This is a genomic window from Croceitalea sp. P059, from assembly GCF_031846365.1.
In the GTDB taxonomy this organism is placed as follows: Bacteria; Bacteroidota; Bacteroidia; order Flavobacteriales; family Flavobacteriaceae; genus Croceitalea; species Croceitalea vernalis.
Window position 1 is genome coordinate 50,339 of sequence record NZ_JAVRHW010000003.1, and the last position, 23,173, is coordinate 73,511.

At 33.5% G+C, this 23,173-nt stretch carries 21 protein-coding genes; 12 read left to right on the forward strand and 9 right to left on the reverse strand.

Annotation, left to right across the window (positions count from 1 at the left end):
• The first annotated feature begins 9 nt into the window (after positions 1–9).
• From RM542_RS10400 to RM542_RS10420, 5 genes are read left to right on the forward strand one after another with little or no spacing between them, the layout of a single operon-like run.
• Positions 10–1,467 (forward strand): phytoene desaturase family protein, encoded by a 1,458-nt coding sequence (locus RM542_RS10400; protein ID WP_311385685.1) that lies wholly within the window; start codon positions 10–12, stop codon positions 1,465–1,467.
• Position 1,468: 1 nt separating this feature from the next.
• Positions 1,469–2,308 carry a phytoene/squalene synthase family protein gene (locus tag RM542_RS10405; protein ID WP_311385686.1) on the forward strand — a complete coding sequence of 280 codons (840 nt, stop codon included), beginning with the start codon at positions 1,469–1,471 and terminating at the stop codon, positions 2,306–2,308.
• Positions 2,309–2,312: 4 nt separating this feature from the next.
• Positions 2,313–2,762 (forward strand): sterol desaturase family protein, encoded by a 450-nt coding sequence (locus RM542_RS10410; RefSeq protein WP_311385687.1) that lies wholly within the window; start codon positions 2,313–2,315, stop codon positions 2,760–2,762.
• Positions 2,762–4,231, forward strand: a complete 1,470-nt coding sequence (crtD, locus tag RM542_RS10415) for a 1-hydroxycarotenoid 3,4-desaturase CrtD (RefSeq protein ID WP_311385688.1) — start codon at positions 2,762–2,764, stop codon at positions 4,229–4,231. Before RM542_RS10410 ends, crtD begins: the two co-directional genes overlap by 1 nt.
• On the forward strand, positions 4,224–4,871 hold the full coding sequence (locus RM542_RS10420; RefSeq protein ID WP_311385689.1) for a carotenoid biosynthesis protein: 648 nt from the start codon (positions 4,224–4,226) through the stop codon (positions 4,869–4,871). The genes crtD and RM542_RS10420 overlap by 8 nt, the downstream gene beginning before the upstream one ends.
• Here the strand turns inward: RM542_RS10420 and RM542_RS10425 are convergent.
• From RM542_RS10425 to RM542_RS10450, 6 genes are all read right to left on the reverse strand, one after another.
• Positions 4,864–5,565, reverse strand: coding sequence for a DUF3291 domain-containing protein (locus RM542_RS10425; RefSeq protein ID WP_311385690.1), 702 nt, complete (start codon positions 5,563–5,565; stop codon positions 4,864–4,866). The two genes, RM542_RS10420 and RM542_RS10425, sit on opposite strands and share 8 nt — an antisense overlap.
• Position 5,566: 1 nt before the next feature.
• Positions 5,567–6,172: a TlpA disulfide reductase family protein gene (locus RM542_RS10430; protein WP_311385691.1), complete on the reverse strand. Its 606-nt coding sequence runs from the start codon at positions 6,170–6,172 to the stop codon at positions 5,567–5,569.
• 27 nt (positions 6,173–6,199) lie between these two features.
• Positions 6,200–8,470: an aconitate hydratase gene (locus RM542_RS10435; RefSeq protein ID WP_311385692.1), complete on the reverse strand. Its 2,271-nt coding sequence runs from the start codon at positions 8,468–8,470 to the stop codon at positions 6,200–6,202.
• A 164-nt stretch (positions 8,471–8,634) separates the two neighbouring features.
• A complete protein-coding gene (locus tag RM542_RS10440; protein ID WP_311385693.1) occupies positions 8,635–9,588 on the reverse strand; it encodes a MoxR family ATPase in 954 nt (317 codons plus the stop codon).
• Between the two features lies 1 nt (position 9,589).
• Positions 9,590–11,011: a peptidylprolyl isomerase gene (locus tag RM542_RS10445; RefSeq protein ID WP_311385694.1), complete on the reverse strand. Its 1,422-nt coding sequence runs from the start codon at positions 11,009–11,011 to the stop codon at positions 9,590–9,592.
• Entirely contained in the window at positions 10,995–11,876 is an 882-nt protein-coding gene (locus RM542_RS10450; protein WP_311385695.1) for a peptidyl-prolyl cis-trans isomerase, read from the reverse strand. The genes RM542_RS10445 and RM542_RS10450 overlap by 17 nt, the downstream gene beginning before the upstream one ends.
• A 144-nt stretch (positions 11,877–12,020) precedes the next feature.
• Between RM542_RS10450 and RM542_RS10455 the strand changes: the two genes are divergently transcribed.
• The 3 genes from RM542_RS10455 to RM542_RS10465 all read left to right on the forward strand — a co-directional run bounded on the left by RM542_RS10455 (position 12,021) and on the right by RM542_RS10465 (position 16,159).
• Positions 12,021–12,272, forward strand: coding sequence for a hypothetical protein (locus tag RM542_RS10455; RefSeq protein ID WP_311385696.1), 252 nt, complete (start codon positions 12,021–12,023; stop codon positions 12,270–12,272).
• A 12-nt stretch (positions 12,273–12,284) separates the two neighbouring features.
• Positions 12,285–13,418: a serine hydrolase gene (locus RM542_RS10460; RefSeq protein WP_311385697.1), complete on the forward strand. Its 1,134-nt coding sequence runs from the start codon at positions 12,285–12,287 to the stop codon at positions 13,416–13,418.
• 161 nt (positions 13,419–13,579) lie between these two features.
• Positions 13,580–16,159: a cyclic nucleotide-binding domain-containing protein gene (locus RM542_RS10465; RefSeq protein WP_311385698.1), complete on the forward strand. Its 2,580-nt coding sequence runs from the start codon at positions 13,580–13,582 to the stop codon at positions 16,157–16,159.
• A gap of 56 nt (positions 16,160–16,215) precedes the next feature.
• Here the strand turns inward: RM542_RS10465 and RM542_RS10470 are convergent, their stop codons facing one another.
• Entirely contained in the window at positions 16,216–16,734 is a 519-nt protein-coding gene (locus tag RM542_RS10470) for a fasciclin domain-containing protein (protein ID WP_311385699.1), read from the reverse strand.
• 121 nt (positions 16,735–16,855) lie between these two features.
• Between RM542_RS10470 and RM542_RS10475 the strand changes: the two genes are divergently transcribed.
• The 3 genes from RM542_RS10475 to aqpZ are packed head-to-tail and all read left to right on the forward strand — an operon-like array spanning position 16,856 to position 18,905.
• On the forward strand, positions 16,856–17,416 hold the full coding sequence (locus RM542_RS10475) for a sigma-70 family RNA polymerase sigma factor (protein WP_311385700.1): 561 nt from the start codon (positions 16,856–16,858) through the stop codon (positions 17,414–17,416).
• Between the two features lie 2 nt (positions 17,417–17,418).
• Complete coding sequence (locus RM542_RS10480; protein ID WP_311385701.1) at positions 17,419–18,171, forward strand: anti-sigma factor; 753 nt, start codon at positions 17,419–17,421, stop codon at positions 18,169–18,171.
• A gap of 44 nt (positions 18,172–18,215) precedes the next feature.
• Positions 18,216–18,905, forward strand: a complete 690-nt coding sequence (aqpZ, locus tag RM542_RS10485; protein ID WP_311385702.1) for an aquaporin Z — start codon at positions 18,216–18,218, stop codon at positions 18,903–18,905.
• 49 nt (positions 18,906–18,954) lie between these two features.
• Here aqpZ and rimO read toward each other — a convergent pair whose 3' ends face one another.
• The gene (gene rimO, locus RM542_RS10490) at positions 18,955–20,259 is read right to left on the reverse strand and encodes a 30S ribosomal protein S12 methylthiotransferase RimO (protein WP_311385703.1); all 1,305 of its coding nucleotides are present in this window, start codon (positions 20,257–20,259) and stop codon (positions 18,955–18,957) included.
• 124 nt (positions 20,260–20,383) lie between these two features.
• Between rimO and RM542_RS10495 the strand changes: the two genes are divergently transcribed.
• The gene (locus RM542_RS10495; RefSeq protein ID WP_311385704.1) at positions 20,384–21,484 is read left to right on the forward strand and encodes a serine hydrolase; all 1,101 of its coding nucleotides are present in this window, start codon (positions 20,384–20,386) and stop codon (positions 21,482–21,484) included.
• Between the two features lie 3 nt (positions 21,485–21,487).
• Here RM542_RS10495 and RM542_RS10500 read toward each other — a convergent pair whose 3' ends face one another.
• On the reverse strand, positions 21,488–23,170 hold the full coding sequence (locus tag RM542_RS10500) for an alginate O-acetyltransferase AlgX-related protein (protein WP_311385705.1): 1,683 nt from the start codon (positions 23,168–23,170) through the stop codon (positions 21,488–21,490).
• Positions 23,171–23,173 lie beyond the last annotated feature (3 nt).

Genomic DNA, 23,173 nt, shown 5'->3' on the forward strand with positions numbered 1-23,173 from the left:
TTACATTATATGAAGAAAGTAGTAGTTATTGGATCTGGTTTCTCGTCGTTATCTGCAGCGTGTCACCTTGCCAAAGCAGGTTTTGATGTGTCAGTTTTTGAAAAGAATGAAACTGTTGGTGGTAGAGCTAGACAATTAAAAAAAGAAGGATTCACTTTTGATATTGGACCAAGTTGGTACTGGATGCCTGATATTTTCGAAAAATTCTTTAATGATTTTGGTAAATCTACCTCTGATTTCTATAAACTCAACAAGTTAAGCCCTGCCTATAAAATATTTTTTTCTGATGAAGTCATTACAATCGGTGACTGTATGGATAAGATATGTGATGAATTTGAACGCATTGAAAAAGGAAGTTCAGAACATCTTAGAAGTTTTATAAATAAAGCCCAAGAGAATTATGATATCGCCATTAATAAAATAGTGCTTAGACCTGGATTATCCCCATTTGAGCTTGTAACTAAAGACACTGTTTTAAGAGTAGATCAATTTTTTAAAACTATAAGTCAAGAGGTAAGAAAGCGTTTTAAAAATCCAAAATTAATTTCAACTTTAGAATTCCCAGTTTTGTTTTTAGGTGCCAAACCTAGTAACACGCCTTCATTTTATAGTTTTATGAATTTTGCTGATTTCGGTTTAGGCACTTGGCATCCTGAAGGTGGTATGTATGAAATTATCAAAGCCATGAAAAAATTGGCCGAGGACTTGGGTGTACATATTCATGTTAATTCTGCAGTTCAAAAAATAGAAGTCAAGGACGGAAAAACAACCGGTATCCAAGTGGATGGAAAGAAAATATATGCTGATGTTGTCATAAGCGGAGCAGATTATCATCACAGTGAAACTCTGCTAAATAAAAACTATAGACAATATTCTGAGGCCTACTGGCATAAGAAAACTTACGCTCCATCTTCTTTATTATTTTATGTTGGTTTTGATAAAAAACTAGATAATGTAGAGCATCACAATCTATTTTTCGATACTGACTTTGAAAAACATGCTGAAGAAATTTATGACAATCCGAAATGGCCTAGCGAACCTTTATTCTATGCAAATTTTCCTTCAGTGACGGATGATAGTATGGCGCCTCAAGGTTGTGAAACGGGCTTTTTTCTAATTCCTATTGCGCCAGGGCTTGAGGATACAGAACAATTACGAAATCAATATTTTGACCTTATTCTTAATCGATTCGCGTTAAGAACAAAGCAGGATGTAAAAAATAACATTATATTTAAAGAAAGCTTCTGTGTCAACGACTTTATAGAAGAGTATAATTCTTTTAAAGGCAACGCGTACGGAATGGCAAACACATTAACCCAGACTGCTTTTTTAAGACCTGGATTAAAAAGTAAAAAAGTAAAAGACTTATACTTTACCGGACAATTAACTGTGCCAGGGCCAGGAGTGCCTCCGTCTTTAATATCAGGTAAATTGGTCTCCGAATTGATTATTAAAAAACACATTTAAAATGAAATCTCTTTTTGATAACGTGTCTTACGACTGTAGTAAAATAGTGACTGAATCATACAGTACGTCATTTGCCTTAGCAACTAAAATGTTAGGCACTTCAATAAGAAGCGATATTTATAATATTTATGGATTTGTGCGTTTTGCAGATGAAATTGTCGACACCTTTCATGACTATAATAAAGAAGAGCTTTTCAATAATTTCGAAAAAGATTTGCAAAATGCAATTGAGCATAAAATTAGTTTAAACCCAATTTTAAATTCTTTTCAATATACCTATCATAAATATGATATCCCATTTGATCTTGTGGCTTCTTTTATGAAAAGTATGCGAATGGATTTGGTTAAAAAACAATATAAAACAAATGCTGAATATAAAGAATACATTTACGGTTCTGCAGATGTTGTAGGTCTTATGTGCTTATGTGTATTTGTAGATGGTAATAAAGAGCAATACGAAGAATTAAAAGAGTCTGCAATGGCATTAGGCTCTGCTTTTCAAAAAGTCAATTTCTTACGAGATTTGAAAGCTGATTTTGAGCTTCTAGAACGTTCGTATTTTCCAAACACAAATTTGTTGGAGCTAGACGAAGTTTCTAAAAAGAGAATCGTGGACGAAATTAAAACAGACTTTGCATTGGGCTATTCTGGTATTGAAAGACTACCAGCTGATGCTAAGTTTGGTGTTTATACAGCGTATAAATATTATAACAAACTATTACAAAAACTTCAAAATACGCCTCCTCTTGAAATAAAGAATACTAGAATTCGTGTTCCTAATTACCAAAAATTTGGTCTTTTAGCGAAATCTTACGTTAATTACAAACTTCAATTGGTTTAGTACAATGAAAATTTTTCTTTGGATTGTCATTTTCTTAGGAACATTCTCTACAATGGAATTCATGGCATGGTTCACTCATAAATATGTGATGCATGGTTTTCTTTGGAAGCTGCATCAAGATCATCACAAAAAAGATCATGATTCATGGTTTGAGCGCAATGACTTCTTTTTTATTTTTTATGCTGTTGTGAGTATGAGTTGTTTTTATTTAGGGTCCGAAACTAGTTTCTGGTATGGATACCCTTTAGGTTTCGGTATTCTCGCGTACGGTATTGCCTATTTTGTTGTTCATGACATATTTATTCATCAAAGATTTAAGCTATTAAGAAACGCCAATAATTGGTACGCAAAAGGTGTTCGAAGAGCACATAAAATGCATCATAAACATTTAGGTAAGGACCATGGAGAATGTTTCGGAATGCTTGTAGTTCCTTTTAAGTATTTTAAAAAGTAATGCCAAAAACTGCCATTATTATTGGCGCTGGAATAGCAGGATTAGCCTCTGCAATCCGATTAATCAAAAAAGGATACTATGTAACTGTTTTTGAATCGAATTCGTATCCTGGGGGAAAATTACATTCCAAGACTGTTGATGGTTATCGATTTGATTTAGGACCGTCATTATTTACCATGCCTTGGTTAGTCACTGAACTGTTTGAACTACATAGTAAAAAACCAGAAGACTATTTTCAATATTCACGAAAAGAAACTATCTGCAATTATTTTTGGGAAGATGGTACAAGATTTCAGGCTTCAGCAGATTCAGATACTTTTGCCATTCAAGGAGCCGAAGTCTTTTCCGAGTCGTCAGAAAACATCAAAAAATATTTAGTTAATAATAAAAAAAAATATGAGCATACTAGTTCTATTTTTCTTGAAAAATCACTCCATAAATCAAGTACGTATTTCTCTAAAAAAACATTAAAAGCACTTCTTCGTATCGGTGGAATGGGTATCTATAAATCACTAGACACTGAAAACAAATCGTATTTTAAAAACCCTAAACTCATTCAACTATTTAATAGGTATGCCACTTATAATGGGTCTTCACCTTTTAAAACACCAGGCATTATGTCTATGATTCCTCATTTAGAGATGGACCTCGGAACCTATTTTCCTAAAGGAGGAATGCATAGTATAACCAAATCTATATATAAACTAGCGAAAGATATTGGGGTACAATTTCATTTTAATCGACAGGTTGATGAAATTATAGTTGAAAACAATATCGCCAAAGGCATCAGATGTAATGGTGAAGCTTTAAAAGCAGATATAGTTGTAAGTAACATGGATGTATATCCAACTTATAAGAAACTACTAACTCAACAAAAACAGCCGAAAAGAGTATTACAACAAGAACGTTCAAGTTCAGCGCTTATTTTTTATTGGGGAATAAACAAAGAGTTTCCAGAACTCGATTTACACAATATCCTTTTTAGCGCTAATTACAAGAAAGAGTTTCAAAAGCTTTTTGATGAGAAAACTTTGCATGATGACCCAACCGTTTATATCAATATTACAAGCAAGGAAAATACCCAGGATGCTCCAAAAGATTCAGAGAATTGGTTTGTTATGATTAATGCTCCAGGCAATTATGGTCAAGACTGGCCCGAACTAATTAAAAAAGCCCGTACCACTATTGTAGAGAAAATTAATCGTGTTTTTAAAACTGATGTAGAAAGTTACATTACCACTGAATTTATTTTAGACCCCGTAGGTATTGAAACAAGCACAAGCTCTCATAGAGGAGCTTTATATGGTGCTGCCAGTAATTCTAAATTCGCTGCTTTTTTAAGACATCCAAATTTTAGTACAAAAATTGAAAACCTATTTTTCTGCGGTGGATCTGTGCACCCGGGTGGCGGTATTCCACTTTGCTTATTTTCTGCCAAAATCTTAATTGACGTAATACCTAATGATTGAAAATATCATAAATAAAATATCGCGAGTTACCTTCGGAGTTGGAATCATTTGGCTTTTTCATATTTCAGGGGCCATAGGTATTTATTGGGGTGACACTAATTGGTTTATTTCAAAATCACCATTAAACTTACTGATTAGTTTAGTGCTTTTCGTTTGGCTTTTTTCCATGAACACTAAAAAGAAATGGGTATTCTTCGTTTTGTTTTTTTTGATTGGAATGTTAGCGGAATGGTTAGGAGTTAATTACGGCTTACTATTTGGTCAATATAGTTATGGTAAAAATTTAGGTCTCAAATTTGATGGTGTGCCATATTTAATAGGCACGTATTGGGCTTTACTAACATTTATTACTGCTGAAATAGCTAAAATTTTAAAGCTGAAAAAGTGGTCTAAAATTGTCTTCGGAGCTGTCTTAATGGTAGGTCTTGATTTTTTAATGGAAAAAAGTGCTCCGGTGTTTGATTTTTGGGAATTCAAAGGACAAGTTCCACTAGATAATTATGTTGCGTGGCTGGCCATTGGTATAATCTTACAAACAATACTGCATTATTCAAATATTAAAGGAAATAGTACTATATCAATACATCTATTCTTTGCGCAGGTATTATTTTTTGGATTATTCTATTACTTTCCTATTTAATAGAATTTAGAGGGTTTTCACCAAACCACGTTCCGTAGGACTTATAAGGTTGAAAACGGGCGAAGAGCTCTTCAGAATACCACTTCAATTCTCGTGTTTTTCCAATTGCTTTTAGATGTCCTTTAGTTTGATATGCAAATTTGTTTAAATCATCTAGACTTCTCCACAAACTAAAAGTGGCCATATTTTTAAAAGGTAACTCCCCTATTCCTTTAGTCAAAAGCAATCCTTCATTTTTCATTAGCCCTTTTCTGGATTTAGGTACGAACTTCCAAAATTTCACTAATAACCTGGTTTTAATAGTAGCACGTGTAATAACTGCATAAGCTTGGATATCTGATAAATCACTACTCTTTTTGAAAGGATTTAGTCCTGCCCATTCACCACGAGCTATGATGTTTTTAAGATAGACCTGAAAATGCTCAATCGACTTTTCTTTATAGCGTTTGACTAATGGGTTAGAAAGATGATAATCCATTGCAAAAGTTTCATTCTCCCAAACCTGAATTATGGCGTAAGTTGAAAAATCTGGCTTAGGGCTGAAACCCTCTTGACCGGTACCTAAAAGTTTATAAAACTGTTGGCCTTTTATATTGGAAAGATGTTTATGAGCAAATTGCATCATTGTAAAAGCCCAAAGTTTTTCTTTAAAACTTGAAAATCTAAAAAAAGTAAGGGTAGTAACTTGACTCATTCTAACGAGCAATCAAATCATCAATTAAATCTCGAACAGTAGAAGTATTCCAATCAGCTATACCATCTTGCTCTATAACAATGGTTCCAGTTTGGTCAATTAGGTAAGAATAAGGGGGTTTTTCAGGCACTTCGACCGCTGACTTATCACCAATTATCAAATAAGTAACAGGAAAAGTGAAATCATGCTTCTGCATAAATTCCTCAACCGGCGGTCGATTCTCGTTTGTAATAATATAAAAATCAACCTGGTCTTTATATTGATTATATAAATCTTGAATACTTTTTAACTCAGCCTCGCTGGGTAAGCGCCATGATGCCCAAAAGTTAATGAGAGTAATTTTTCCCTTCGATTTTTCAAAATTTACTAAATTCCATTCAGCATCTTTCAAACGCCAATCAAAATCTGTTATTTGTCTTCGATTAGCTTCATCCACTATGTACGGTGAGAATGAAAAAATCCTATTTAAAAATAGCTTTCCATAGTGTCCAAGAGGTGTCACAAAAAATGAAAGAATGAATAATATAACAGTTATATTTAAAACTGTCTTTTTCTTTATGGCCATATACAATGGTTCTTTAAAACCAAAAAGCTCTTGACATCTCAAGAGCTTTTTGGTTTTGCTTATATCAATTTATGCGTTTTCTTTCTTAATAACGTTTAAAGCAGATCCTTCATTAAACCAATCTATTTGAGATTGATTGTATGTGTGATTCGCCATTATAGTATCTTTAGTTTCATCTGTATGAATTACTTCAAGCGTAAGGGGAGTACCTGGTGCAAATGATGCTATGTCAACAAAGTTGAAGGTGTCATCTTCTTGAATTAAATCATAGTCGCTTTCATTTACAAAAGTCAACCCAAGCATACCTTGTTTTTTAAGGTTTGTTTCGTGTATTCTTGCAAATGATTTTACTAAGACAGCCGCAACGCCTAAATGACGTGGCTGCATTGCTGCATGTTCTCTTGATGAACCTTCACCGTAGTTATGATCACCTACTACAATTGATTTAATTCCCTCTGCTTTATATGCTCTTTGAGTATCCGGAACACCGCCATACTCTCCAGTTAATTGGTTTTTAACAAAATTGGTTTTCTTATTATATGCATTGACAGCACCAATTAAGGTGTTATTAGCAATATTGTCTAAATGACCTCGGTAACGCAACCATGGTCCGGCCATGGAAATATGGTCGGTAGTACATTTTCCAAAAGCTTTAATCAAAAGTTTAACACCTTGTAAATCTTCTGTTTGTATTGGAACAAAAGGTTCTAACAACTGTAAACGTTCAGAAGTTGGTGCAACAACCACTTCAACGCCACTTCCATTTTCCATCGGAGCTATAAATCCAGCATCCTCCACTTCAAAACCTTTTGGAGGTAATTCCCACCCAGTTGGTTCGTCAAACTTTACCTCTTCACCATTCTCATTGATTAAGGTATCAGTTAAAGGATTAAAATCCAATCGACCAGCAATAGCAATTGCTGCCGTAATTTCTGGCGAAGCAACAAAAGCGTGCGTATTAGGGTTTCCGTCAGCACGTTTTGCGAAGTTCCTATTAAAAGAATGAACTATACTATTTTTAGGTGCATTTTTTGGATCGCTATAACGAGCCCATTGACCAATGCACGGTCCACAAGCATTAGTAAATATTTTAGCGTCTAATTCTTCGAAAATACCGAGGATTCCATCGCGTTCCGCTGTATATCTAACCTGTTCAGAACCAGGATTAATTCCCAATTCAGCCTTCATTTTTAATCCTTTATCTAAAGCTTGCTGTGCTATAGATGAAGCTCTTGATAAATCTTCGTAAGATGAATTGGTACAAGAACCTATTAATCCCCATTCTACTTGAATTGGCCACTCATTTTGCGTGGCTTTTTCAGTCATACTATTACCAATTTGAGTTGATAAATCTGGAGTAAATGGTCCATTTAATAAAGGTCCTAATTCAGATAAATTGATTTCAATAACCTGATCAAAGTATTGTTCTGGGTTTGCATAAACCTCATCATCAGCAGTTAAATGCTCTTTAACGGCATTAGCAGCATCAGCAATATCAGCTCTTTCAGTAGCTCGTAAATAGCGTTCCATTGATTCGTCGTAGCCAAAAGTTGAAGTTGTTGCCCCTATTTCAGCTCCCATATTACAAATAGTACCTTTACCGGTACATGATAATGCTTTAGCTCCAGGTCCAAAATATTCAACAATTGCTCCTGTACCACCTTTAACAGTAAGTATTTCGGCAACTTTTAATATAACATCTTTAGGCGCTGTCCAACCTGAAATAGTACCCGTCAATTTAACTCCAATTAGTTTTGGAAACTTAAGTTCCCAAGCCATACCTGCCATAACATCTACAGCATCAGCGCCACCAACTCCAATAGCAACCATTCCTAATCCACCTGCATTCACAGTATGCGAATCAGTACCAATCATCATTCCACCCGGAAATGCATAATTCTCTAAAACCACTTGATGAATAATACCAGCGCCAGGTTTCCAGAAGCCTATTCCATATTTATTAGAAACTGATTCTAAAAAATTAAAAACTTCGGCACTACTACTGTTCGCAGATTTCAAATCCACAGCAGCTCCGCTTTTTGCTTGAATAAGATGGTCACAATGAACCGTAGTTGGTACCGCAACTTTTGGCTTTCCAGCCTGCATAAACTGTAACAAAGCCATTTGTGCTGTCGCATCTTGACAAGCTATGCGGTCAGGAGCAAAATCGACATAGTCTTTTCCTCTTTGAAATACTTTAGAAGGATTTCCGTCCCAAAGGTGGGAATACAATATTTTCTCAGCCAGTGTAAGAGGCTTTCCAACTAATTTCCTTGCCATGTCTACCCTTTCTCCCATGGTAGCATAGACTTCTTTAATCATGTCAATGTCAAACGCCATTCTGCAAAAATATTTTAGTATTACAATTTGCTAAAATTACAAAAATGAAGTCGGGTATAAAATAATACATTAGGGTATGAGACCACTTTTATTAAAAAGCAAGTAAACCTATGGCCATAATTGTCATTTTATCAACTAAAAATAACCAATACAGTTTTTATTATTTACAACAATTCTTGAATAATATTATCTTCAGAAATACCTTCAGCCTCTGCTTTATAATTTTTAAGAATACGATGTCTTAAAATACCAGGGGCGACAGCTTTAACATCTTCAATGTCTGGAGAGAATTTACCATTGACCGCAGCATGTGCTTTAGCAGCCAATACTAGGTTTTGAGAAGCTCGAGGTCCAGCACCCCATTCAATATAGTTCTTTACAAAATCAGAAACACCTTCAACATTAGGTCTCGTTTTGTTTACTAAACGTACTGTATAATCAACTACGTTATCAGCTATGGGAATGCGACGAATCAAACTCTGAACCTCATTAATCGCATCAGCGCTAAACAAGGTGTTGAGCACAACTGAATTATCAGCAGTTGTAGACTTTACAATATTTATTTCTTCTTCAATTGAAGGATAAGACAAGTTGATAGCAAACATAAATCTATCTAACTGCGCCTCTGGAAGAGGATAAGTACCTTCTTGTTCGATAGGGTTTTGTGTGGCTAAAACAAAATATGGACGTTCAAGTTTATGTTGCTGACCAGCAATTGTTACTGCCCTTTCTTGCATGGCCTCTAAAAGCGCGGCCTGAGTTTTAGGGGGCGTACGATTAATTTCATCTGCCAAAATAATATTAGCAAAAATTGGTCCTTTTATGAATTTAAAATTTCTGTTTTGATCTAAAACCTCGCTTCCTAAAATATCACTTGGCATTAAATCTGGGGTAAACTGAATACGTTTAAAATCTAAACCTAAGGTTTGAGCTATGGTATTTACCATTAAAGTTTTTGCCAAACCTGGCACTCCAATTAAAAGAGAATGACCGCCAGTATAAATAGATAAAAGAATTTGGTCAACAACTTCATTCTGACCAACAATTACCTTTGCAATTTCAGACTTTAGGGCCTTGTGTTTTTGAACAAGATTTTCAATAGCGGTTACATCTGACATACTAGTTTTTTACCCAATTATTAGCAAAATCACAATCTCTATTTTCGCTATCAACATGAATGTAAACGTCATCTATTTTTTCTTTTAACCATTTCTGTACAGCTTTAAACTGCTTATCCCTTAAGGCTAATTCTTGAATTTTTATGTAATCCCTTGCAAAATCCGCTTTATGTTCATCATAACGATTTGAAATCTGCATGATTTTATATTTTGACGGGCCACCTCGAGGATCATCTTCACGTGTTGGTCTTGAAATTTCACCGTCTTTAAGATTACGTACTTGATTATATAAGGTAGGGTCCATTTTAGTTAACTCAAACTTGGAATCAAAATTTACAGGATTACGTAAAAGACCACCATCAAATTTGGTTTCTTTTTCATCAGAAAAATTTTGAGCAGCTTCGGCAAAAGTATATTTACCATCTAAAACCTGCTGCCTGATTGAATCTAATTCTTGAGAAGCTTTTAACATTTCTTCATCGGACACTTCAGGCCTTAACAGAATATGCCTTAAATCGACCTCTTGACCTCTAATTTTTTCGACAATAATAATATGATATCCGAATTGTGTCTCAAAAGGATCCGAAATTTCACCTTCTTGTAAACTAAAAGCAACATCTTTAAATTCCTTAACAAAAGGTGTTTGTCTAGTCATACTATAAAAACCACCTTTAGACTTTGAACCAGGATCTTGAGAATAAAGTATTGCTTTTACATTAAAACTTGCATCATTCTCTTCTACGTCTTGTTTAATATTATTAAGTCTATCAATAATTTTTTGCTTTTCCTCCTCTGATGGTTCAGGCTGTTTAACAATTTGAGAGATTTCTAATTCAGCACCAAAAACAGGGCGTTCATCTTCTGGTATTTTATAAAAAAACTGTCGTACTTCTTCAGGCGTTACTTCGATTTCTTCAACAATCTTACCTTGCATTTTTTGAGACAACATTTGCAATTTGTTTATTTCAAAAAGTTCGGCTCTGAAGCTGGCTAAATCAGGCTTTTTATAAAATTTCAATACTTTTTCAATTGATCCAACCTGCGAAGTCAATTGTTGAATTTGGCGATCACTAGTGGCATTTACTTGGTCATCAGAGACCAATAAACTATCCTGGACTGCTTGGTGGGCATATAGACGATCTTCCATTAGTTTTCCTAGTAATTGACATTGAGTAATATCATCAGTAGTAGCCCCTTGACTTTTTAAGTCAATTAATGTTTTTTCAACATCAGAATCTAAAATTACATAATCGCCAATTACTGCAGCAATACCATCTAATTTTACTCTTTTACCTATTACTACAGTGTCTTTAGCTTCATCACTATTCTCAGTAGTCAACTCACTACTTTTAGTTTCTTGAGCTGATACTCCAATTACAATTACAAAAAATAAAGCTGTAAAAATTCTAATTTTCTTGCACATATATTTCAAATTCGTTTTTCTGAATACCTTCGTCTATAATTTCCGTTTCTAACTTTCTTACATACTCTAATCGTCGCCGATTTAACAGTACTCTTTTGATATCTGTTTTTATATAAGAAAGCGGTGCGATGTCATTAACATTCAAAACACCAGTAACTTTACCCAAATATACCCCCAATGAATCTTGTAATTCAAAAAATTGTGATTTCTTTAAGTACCTATCTTCATTGGTGCTATTGAGCGGGGCTATTTCATTTAGCACTCTAGATGCACTGACCCATATTGAATCATTAAAGTGGATCTTCTTAAATTGAACCCCAATCGAGTCAAGATAGTTTTTATCGTCTTCGGTAAATGATTTAATCTTATCAACCACTACCTTTTTATCTAAAAATTGATTTGGCAACTCAACAAATCTAAGCTGAACTATTTTTTCATTCAGTTTAAAGTTCTCTTTTTGACCTTCATAAAAAGTCTTTAATTGAGAACTACTAATAGCAGTATCATTTGCCTGTTGCACCAGAGCCTCAGTATACGCACGAGTGTACAAATCAGTTTTATAATCATTAACCAACCGGTTGAACTCGTTCAACTGTTCTTCTGATAGGTTAATTTTAGATTTAGAAAGTAATAGTTGTTTAGAAGCCCATTTGTTTATAAAATTAACGGCAAAGGCTGTACTATCCTGTTTAGACATCCCCTTTGTGATAAAGGGCTCAAGATCCTCAGCAAAAAGATAAGACTCGCCTACTCTAGCTATTGGCAAAGTATCTTCACCGTCTTTAAAGAAAGAACCACAAGACACTAAAAAAAGTACCCCAATAAGAAAGAAGTACTTATTATTATGATGTTTTAAAAAAAGCATTGCGCAAAAATAACAATTACTTAAAGCCACACAAGCTGTTTGGAATTGATTAACACATTTTTAGTGTCGCTGTAAATCAATATTTTAGTATTTTCAACCGTATTAAAGGCTTAAATAAAAACCATCTATAAATTAGAACCGTTAATGGAAAAAATTCTTGACAGAAAAATTAAGTTCATTTGGGATTTTAAAGGCCCAGCTGCGGCTAAAACCGCCGAGCATTATGAAAAACATTTGCAAGAATATGTTTTAAATGAAGAATTAAAATTTGATACTACAGGATTTGGCCATTTAAGTGATATGCATAGTATTGCTTTTTTGGTTGTTGCCGAGTTTGAAATGATACAAGCCCGAGACGACTTAAAACCGCATAGAGGAGAATTATATTTAGATTAAGAACTAAAGGTTATGCAATCTCAAAAAATATACTTTTTAGTATTCGTATGTCTAATTTTTTCGTGCAAAAAAGAGGAACCTAAAAATCCTTTACTTGAGGCACTTAAATCAGAAAACAGAAAAATCAGTGTTGTAGCAGATAGTATTGAACAACATGAAGTTCAAATACGTTATACCAAAATAGATAGACTAAACGACAGCATTATCTTTACAGATTATGACTTTCAAGTTGAAAAAAACAATTACTTCTATCCTGCGAGTACAGTTAAATTTCCTGCAGCAGTAGCAACACTAGAAAAACTTAATGAATTAGATTCATTAAATAGATATTCAAACTTTTATGTAGAAGGTGATTCTATAAAAAGCAACTTTGCGCGATCGATAGAAGAAATTTTTGCTGTTAGTGATAACGACGCAAATAACAGACTGATTGAGTTCTTAGGGTTTGATGATTTAAATAATAGAATTAGATTAAAAGGACTTCAACCCTTCAGAATAGCACATAGGCTATCAACAATTAATGCTGATGAAGTAACCACAAAACCCTTAGTGATTTATCTAAATGATAGTACAACTACAACTTCAGAATCAATTACCTCAAAGATACCGGAGCAACTAAAATTCAACGGAGTAAAAAAAGGTGATGGGTTTTATGCTGGTGATTCTCTTTATGAAGAACCTTTTGATTTTGGTTTAAAAAATTACTATCCAATTAACTCGCAGCACGAGCTGCTTAAAAGGATTATTTTTCCAAATCAATTTCCTGAAGTAGAACGTTTTAAACTCAATAAAAATCAGCATGAGTTTTTACTCCATGCTATGCATACCTTGCCAAAAAACACTGGTTATAACCAAGCAGAATATTATGATAGCTATGGTAAGTTCTTTATGTACGGTGATACTAAGGAGCCTATACCAGATTACATAAAAATTTATAATAAGGTTGGCTATGCTTATGGAACTTTAACCGATTGCGCCTACATAAAAGACACCAAAAACAATATAGATTTTCTAGTTACTGCTACAATTTTAGTCAATAGCGATGGTGTCTTTAATGATGACAATTATGAATATGACGATATAGGCATACCTTTTTTGGCTCAATTAGGAAGAGAGTTATATGATTATGAATTAGGCCGAAAATAAAAAACTATCAATTTTTTAATATTTATTTATTGGGTCCTTTTTTTTAGAATACGTCAATCATTTTAGTTTAAATTTCCACATTCTCTTTAATTCTCAATATCACTGGCTACTTCTTTCAATTTTCATAGTTTCAATACTTATGAACGCCAAACTGACAACCGTTGAAAGAAGAGATTGAGATTTCTTTACTTAAAAATTTATTTCCTGAAGGTAAAACCAGAAATTATGCGAAAGACACTATTATTTCTGATATTCATAGAGAAGTAACCACCTTCCGATGGTTAATTCAAGGAGCTTTTGACTATTTTATTGCACTGCAAGAAACTAATCAAGAAATTTTAGTATGTCAAATTTCCGAACCATTTAGTACTATAGGTTTAAGTGGTCTTTTACCCGCAAAAAGATACCACTACAAAACTGTAGTTTCTTCTCATGATTCCATTTTCTTCGAAGTAACCATTGCTGAACTTGAGAATCATTTTAAAAAAGATATTCAGAACAAACTATTACAAAATATATGTTCAAAATTATATCATCAACTTAGAGTTGCTTTACTAAAACAAGTAGAACTTTTGCAACCTGTTCAACCCTATCCCCTAACAAGAGATAAAGAGTTTTTTATGAAGCCTGAAATTCATAATTCAGAAATCATAGCCCTAATGCGTTGTTCTCCTTTTCTTGACCAATTTAACGAGGGTAGGCTTTCAAAATTAGCAGCTATTGCCGAACGTCGTGAATACGAACCCTATGAAGTTTTATACATACAAGACCGTATTGCAGCCGGTGTATACATTCTCATTGAAGGCGAAGTAAGCATCAAAAGAAAAGTGGATAATATTGAAATAAAACAACGCTCAATAAGTAATGCAGGATTTATTTTTGGATGGTCCTCGCTGATTGATGAAAAAGATATTTGCTCAGCTATTACTACAAAGAAAACAGCAGTTTATTTTATTGACTACAAAGATTTCTCAATACTTATCAAAGACGAGCCTTCTTTTGAAGAACAATTCTATAAACGACTCTTATGGCTAATTGGAAATCAAATTAATGCCGCCTTTTTAAGATATATTGGTCTTTTGGGTAAATACAATCTTCAGGCAGTGTTTCAATTGATTGAAAACAACAAGTCAAGACTTCCATTAACTTCTAAGTTTCATCAAATCAATCATCTTTTAAAAAACAGTACAACTAAAAAAATAGCTTATAATATTCTAGAAAATCTATTAAGCGAAGGAACTTCTTTAGAAAGACATTTGGCCTCATTAAGTCTTGAGCTTTTAAAAGATGACAAAGAAGAACTAGACTTTATTGATGGTTTACATCATATTTATGAAACCGTAGCAAACAACAAATTAAATAACTCTAAACAAGTTAGAAAGGCCTGCGCAAAAGCAACTACAGACTTATTTGAACCATTGGCATATCACATCGAAGGTTGGGAAAACATGCCCGAAGAAAGCGGAAATATATTCATTTATAATCATCTTATTAATGATGAGCTTTATACTTTAAACAACAATTTTCAAATAACATTAGATTCCCACTTTGTGAGCGCTATGCTTTTAGATAAAAAATATGGCGAACCTGGTATTAGAACTGTTCGTATTGGTCAGGGTCAAGAATATGGACATCAAAATTACTACAACAAACTAGGACATATTAATGTATTTACAAAAGAATCAGAACATAAGTCTTCCACCACCAAAAAAGAAGTGAGAAGTATTTTTTATAAAGACGGAGAACGCTATTTAAAAAATGGCTATAATTTGATTATTAGCCCGGAAGGCACTTCATATAAAACTGAAAATTCCCCTGGTCCTTTTAAGTTAGGAAGCTTTAAACTTGCTCTCAACTCAAAACCAGAACCAAAAATCATCCCTATTGTAATTGTTAATTTTGATAAAAAAATAAAAGACAATCTCTACTATTGTAAAATTTTGGCTCCTTTTAAAGTCAGCGAATATGTAAAATCGAATTCAACTAAAGACTTAATTAAGTTTGTAGAAGCTTATCAAAAGACCTATGCTAATTATGTTCAAGAAACTATTGAAGAAGCGGACAATTTTAAGATTAAGCAAATAAACTCTGAAGAATTGTCTAATCCGCCAGAGATATGGAGTAACGAGATTAAAAGACTTAAGAATAGGGTAAACAAGCTAAATCATCAAAATGACCTTATTACTTTTTATGGTAGCTCTTCCATTCGTTTATGGGTAAACATGAAAAAAGACTTACATCCATTACATGTTTTAAATTTAGGATTTGGAGGGTCTTCTTTTTCATGGTGTACCCACTATTTTTCAGAAATATTTCAGAACGTAAACCCAAGTAAAATTGTTTTATATGCAGGAGAGAATGATTTAGCTGAGGGCAAAACACCTCATGAGGTACTCGCAGATTGCAAGGAATTGGTAGACCTAATTCATCAGAAATATGATGCCGTAGAATTAGCTTTTATTAGCTTAAAACCAAGTGTTGAAAGAACATATTTAATTCCTCAAATAATTGAAACCAATCTTTTATTATCAAAATATATTATTGGTGAGCTCAACGCACAATTCATCAATGTTTTTGCTAGAATGATTACTACTGAAAATCGACCAAGGCCTGAATTATATTTGAGCGACGGTTTACATCTTAACAAAAAAGGATATGCTATTTGGAGTCAAACCATTCAAACCGCATTAACTCTTAATGAGCAAGAACCTATATTGAACGAACCTTTTGTGAATGTATAGTAAAATAAAAAACCATCGCTAAAAGCGATGGTTCTTATATAAATACATTTGGGAAATTATTGAGGCATTACAACATCTTCGATAATGTGTATTACACCATTTGAAGCCATAACATCTATTTTAGCTATTTTACTATAATTACCATTAGCATCCATTAAGAAGATACCTCCATCTTTGCTAACCGCGGTTACTTTACCACCGTTTAAAGTCGTTAATTCTGCTTTTCCATTTCCTTTTTCTAATGCCGCAACAACATCAGCAGCTACAATTTTACCAGCTACTACATGATAAGTTAATATTGCAGCCAGTTTTTCTTTATTTGCCGGTTCAAGTAAAGAATTCAATGTATTTGCATCAATTTTTGCAAATCCTGAATTCACCGGGGCGAAAACTGTAAAAGGACCATCACCTTGAAGTGCCCCAACCAAATCTGCTGCTTTTAAAGCAGTAACTAAAGTTGAGAAATCGTCTACAGATACTGCAATATCCACAATGTTTTGAGATTTTTGAGCATTTGTTGATTGTGTAAATAAAACTAATGCTACCGTTGAAAGAATAAAAATTACTTTTTTCATTTTTGTGTTTTTAATTGTTTAATAGAATTATTAATTTTTCAATGTTTAATGTTCTTATTTACACCCTAAAAATACCGTTGGATGAGTTCAACCTTATTTTATCATATCTTTAACATCGCTTATGCCCCATAACTTAGAGGACATTGAAATAATCAGTCGATTATCCAAAAAGGATAAAGACGCGCTGTACTTGTTATACGATAAGTATTCAGGTGCTCTATTTGGTGTTATTATAAGAATGTGCCGTAATCAGGTAATGGCTGAAGATTTATTACAAGAGACTTTTATCAAGATTTGGCAAAAAATTGACTCTTATGATGCTTCAAAGGGTAAATTTTATACTTGGGCTTATCGCATTGCAAAAAATGTTACTTTAAATTCTTTGCGAAAACCTGACTTGCTCATCCAAAGTGAAGAATTAAGTGTAAATACTAGAAAAGCAACATTAGAACCTGAATCAGATTTTAATGGACTCAACGGAGCAATTAGCAAATTAGAACCTCATCACCAAGAAGCTATTTCTTTAGTGTATTTTAGGGGTTACACCCACCGTGAGGCCAATCAAGAGATGGGAGTTCCCTTGGGTACTTTCAAATCTTATATTCGTCAAGCATTAGTTTTGCTTCGCGAAAGTTATAGTCATGAGTTGATAATCATTGGGTTACTAATAGAAACTTTTTGATGATGGATAGAAAGAAAATATTAGAAAACGGATTATTAGAAAAATACCTTTTAGACGAGCTTTCATCACTTGAAAGCCAAGAGGTCATTGCTGCCATTGCTAGTGATGAACAATTAAGAACTCAATTTGAACTTTTAGAAGAAGATTTCGAAAGAATGGCTATAGAAAATGCCATAAGCCCGCCAGATTATGTAAAAGTTCAATTACAAACAAAGCTTCATAAATCAACAAAAAAGTCTAAAGAAAGAATTTGGCTTTATGCAGCAGCAAGTGTCGCTGTTCTATTTTTTATGACCTCATTCTTAATGTTTAATCGTTGGCAAAATACCAAGACAAACTATAATTCTTTGCAAAATCAAACAATGGTCTTACAAGAACGATTAAATGCTTTGGAAGAAAATTATATTTTAACCAATCAACGCTTAAAAACCATTAACGGACCGAAAACAATACCGCTCATATTACATGGAAATGATTTAGTACCAAATTCAAGAGCAGTGGCTTATGTGAACCATGAAAATAAAATGGTCGTTGTTAATGCACAGGGTTTGCCTGAACTCCCAAATAACAGCACGTACCAAATGTGGAGTGATGTTGATGGCGAAATGATTGATATGGGTTTATTACCTACAAATGAAGAGCTTATTACCCTAAAGTATATAGATAAAGCAGAATCACTAAACATTACTATTGAGCCAGCTGGAGGAAATGATCACCCAACGGTTGAAAAGTTAATAGCATATGTGACTTTATAAGTCTAATGGTTTCTAAACTAGAACACTAACTAAATTTAGAAATCATGAAAAAATTAATCGCAGAATTTATTGGAACATTATGGCTCGTATTAGGCGGGTGTGGTAGTGCTGTTATTGCCGCTGCCTATCCAGAACTTGGTATTGGATTTGTAGGGGTGGCATTGGCCTTTGGTTTAACCGTTTTAACTATGGCTTATGCAATAGGTCATATTTCTGGTTGTCATTTAAACCCGGCCGTATCTATTGGTCTTGCTGTTGCTGGTCGTTTTGACAAAAAAGATTTGTTTCCTTACATTATTGCTCAGCTTTTAGGCGCAATTGCTGGCGCTGCCGTTTTGTATGTTATTGCCACTGGAAAACCAGGTTTCGAACTTGGAGGATTTGCCGCCAACGGATTTGGTGAACATTCACCGGCTGGTTACAATATGGTTGCTGCCTTTTTTGCTGAATTGGTATTAACTTTTATGTTCTTAATGATTATTTTAGGCGCTACTCATTCTAAAGCTCCAAAAGGTACGGCCGGTATTGCTATTGGCTTAGGTTTAACTTTAATACATTTAATCAGTATCCCTGTAACAAATACTTCTGTAAACCCTGCTCGTAGTACTAGTCAAGCATTATTTGCAGACGGTTCCTGGGCTATACCACAACTTTGGTTGTTTTGGGTTGCTCCAATTTTAGGTGCAATACTTGCTGGTTTTGTTTACAGCCTTTTGTCTCCAGAACAAGAATAAAATTAAGTAAAAAAAAGATAAAGCGCAATTAGATATGATTGCGCTTTTTTTATGAAATAGGTTCACCGTATAAATCAAAATCAGATGCTTCTGTAATTTTTATTTTGGTAAAATCACCAATCTTCACATAATATTTCTTAGCATCAATGAGAACTTCATTATCAACATCAGGAGAATCGTACTCCGTACGGCCTACAAAATGATTACCTTCTTTACGGTCAATAATGCAGCGATAAATTGCTCCTATGCGTTCTTGATTCAATTCCCAAGAAATTTGAGATTGTACCTCCATAATTTCATTAGCGCGTTGTTGTTTCAGTTCTTCAGGAACATCGTCTACTAAACCATAAGCATGTGTATTTTCTTCATGACTATAAGTAAAACAACCTAAACGTTCAAAACGCATGTCCACAACCCATTGTTTTAAAGTCTGAAAATCTTCTTCAGTTTCACCAGGATAACCTACAATCAAGGTAGTTCTAATTGTCATTTCAGGTACTGCTGCCCTGAAATCTTGTAAAAGCTTAGTAGTCTTGGCTTTTGTAGTTCCGCGACGCATACTTTTTAAAATAGGATCAGCAATATGCTGCAACGGAATATCAATATAATTGCAAATTTTTGGTTCATTTCTCATTACATCTAACACATCCATAGGAAAACCAGTCGGAAAAGCGTAATGTAAACGTATCCATTCAACTCCATCAACAGCAACCAATTTTTGAAGTAATTCAGCTAGGTTTCTTTTCTTATATAAGTCAAGACCATAATAGGTTAAATCTTGAGCTATTAATATCAGTTCTTTTACCCCTTTTGTAGCTAATTTTTCTGCCTCTTGAACCAATTCTTCAATCGGTTTACTTTTATGTTTCCCGCGCATTAGAGGAATTGCACAAAAAGAGCAAGGCCTATCACAACCTTCAGCAATTTTTAAATACGCATAATTTTTAGGTGTTGTGGTTAAGCGCTCACCAATTAATTCATGTTTATAATCTGCACCTAAAGCTTTTAATAAATTTGGCAAATCACTTGTGCCAAAATATTCATCCACATTAGGAATCTCTACTTGTAAATCTGGCTTATATCGCTCACTTAAACATCCAGTAACAAATACCTTATCCACTTCTCCGGCTTCCTTTTTTTGAACATATTCCAAAATAGTATTAACACTCTCCTCTTTTGCATTCGCTATAAATCCGCAAGTATTAATTACAACCACATTGCCTTCTTCTTCATGAACCACCTCTTTGTTATTCGCTCGAAGTTGTCCCATTAGAACTTCGGAATCATAAACATTCTTGCTACAGCCTAAGGTTACTACGTTGATTTTGTTCTTTTTAAGTGATTTTGTCCGCATATTCTTTGAATGGAGGGCAAAAATACAACAAGCACTGCAATTGGTCGATTTTAATGCATATTTCTTTAGCTAGTACGTTAAACTTTTAAAGCCTTTAAGAGTCCAAATCTAAAACCTTGAACTGATGAAAAATTCAATCATATATATCTTAATAAGTTTTTTTATAATATCATGTTCTACAGATAGCATTGAACCAAGTAATACCAATACTGAAAATCAAGAAGAGTCTGAAGTTAGAAATTTGTATTTTCCACCCTTACAATCGGCAACTTGGGAAACCATGTCCGTAGTCGAAGCTGGTTGGGATAGTAGTGCTGAAGAACCTTTAAGAGATTTTTTAGATCAGAATGACACTAAAGCCTTTATTATTTTAAAAGATGGACAATTACTAGTAGAATGGTACTTTGATGACCACACACAAAATACAAGTTGGTATTGGGCTTCAGCAGGTAAAACCTTGACCGCTTTTACAGTAGGATTGGCACAAGAAGATGGCTTTTTGAGTATTAACGATAAATCTTCAAATTATCTAGGACAAAACTGGACTTCATTAGAAGAAGAGAAGGAAGATTTAATTACAGTTTGGCATCAACTTACAATGACCACTGGTTTGAATGATTTGCAGTTTGATTGTGTTACAGCCAATTGTTTGACATATGTTTCTGATGCAGGTAATCGTTGGGCTTACCATAACGGACCTTACACTTTATTACAAAGCGTAGTTCAGAGTGCAACTCAGGAAGATTGGTCCGATTATTTTAATACAAACTTAAGGGATAGAATAGGCATGGATGGTTTCTGGTTTTCTACCAATGACTTGAACAACGTATATTTTAGTACTGCTCGTAGCATGGCTAGATTTGGTTTATTAAATCTAAACAATGGTATTTGGGACGGAGAAACTATTTTGGCCGACACCAATTATATAAGTGATATGAAATCTACTTCACAAAATATAAATGACGCTTATGGTTATTTGTGGTGGTTAAATGGCAAATCTGCATACAGAGCCCCAGGTTCTCAATTAGAATTTAATGGTGAATTGATACCCAACGCACCAACAGACACCTATTCTGGCCTAGGTAAAAACGACCAAAAACTATATATCGTTCCAAGTCAAGGTTTGGTAATTGTAAGAATGGGAGAAGATACAGGAGAAAACCTATTAGGACCTTCAAGTTTTGACAATGAACTTTGGGAGAGACTAACTCTTCTGATAAATTAAGGTTTACAGAAATTTAATATCCCGTTCAACCTTTGTAGTTATAACAATATTTGGTGAGTATTCTTGAATCATGGTTTGTTGATAACTAGAGTTGAGGTATATGACTTCTGAGTAATGTAAAGAGATAAACTGAACTAATGCTCTAGAAAAAGAATCTCCAAAGATAAGAACCCTTAATTCATTTCCGCAGTTTGGGTTTTTTGTAATCTTTGTTTCAATATCGAAATTAAAATTGTTTGTTTCACTAAAATAATTCAATCCTTTTTTAAATTCAAACACCGGAAAATCATCAGTATACGACATTTTTTCAACACCCATAATGTTTGCTAAATCTCCAAAATCATGTTTTATATTTGAAATTTTAAAGTCTTCATAGTCAAACGGCTTAACACCTAAAAGAGCATAATTTATATTGAAAAAACTTTTATATCCCACGAAAGCACCGTGCGAATTCCAATGGGTGTCAAACTTTCTGTATAAATTATATTGTAGTTTACTTTTCATAAGATCTTGGGTGACATCAAAAAAGTGAAAGTTTTTCTGTTTTAAATAAGAAGTTATCTGAGTCCTTAAATTCAACTCATTTCTTATTTGCATTTTCATAGAAAATGGCAATTTTTCTGAATAAATAGAGTGTTTGTTAGGCCAAAAACCACATACATAAATTATTCCTTGATCATTCAGAAAAACTTTTCGTTTTAATAATTCTTGATACTTCTCTTCTATTTCTTTTTTGGTGTAAAGATTCTTATTTGCATAGCTTGAATACATGGAACCTTTAAGAGAATTGTAAAACAGATATCCATCTTTACCAAATAAGGCTTCTTCAGGTTTTGGAGAAGATTTGAAAATTTTGACTTTTATCAAAGCAGATAATTCAATTAAATTGTTCCTAAACCCAAAATTGTCATTGAAATAGTCTTCAAATAAAGCTGGATAATTCTGATTAAAAGTAAATTCTGGCTTTGACGCCATTTTTCTCTTTTCTATTTCATTTTTATCAGATTTCAAATTTAATAGTAAGGTTGGCAAGAATATAGAAGTAAAAAAGAATATCAAGAAAACATTCTCAATCGTTTGTTTAAAATAAAATATTGTATTTAAAGAAAATAAAAAAGTAGTAATTGAAATAAAAAAAATGCATCCGATTAAATAAATAAATTTTTTCTCAATTATAGGCTGTGGAACTCTTAGATTTATTAATTGTTTGGACACTTCGTTATTAGAAGTTAAAAATGGATCATAAAGATTATTAAGAGGTTTTAAATAAACTCTATCACCTTGAATATCAATAAACTCATTAGAGTTAAAATAGCTGTCCGTTAGATTCAATTTAGCTCTAGTACCCAAAGAAATAAGATCAATTGACCTAATATTTATCTCTTTCTGATTCTTATTTTGACCCAAATCAAGTCTTAACTCTTGTAATGATTTAATTACAGGTAATTTCAATCTAAATTTACGAATCCCTTGTTTTCCTTCAAAAGTGATTCTTGTACTTTGTTTTTCTGTAAACTTTTCTTGTCCAAGATATTTATAAAAAACTTGAAGGTGATCATCTTGCAAAAACTCTGCTTTAATCTCTAATTCTATAAAAGCTGGTTTATCTTTTATGTTGAATAAAAGATAAACCAGCAAAGCCGAAATTAAAAAACCCTTACCTATTATGATTAATCGATTGACCATGAA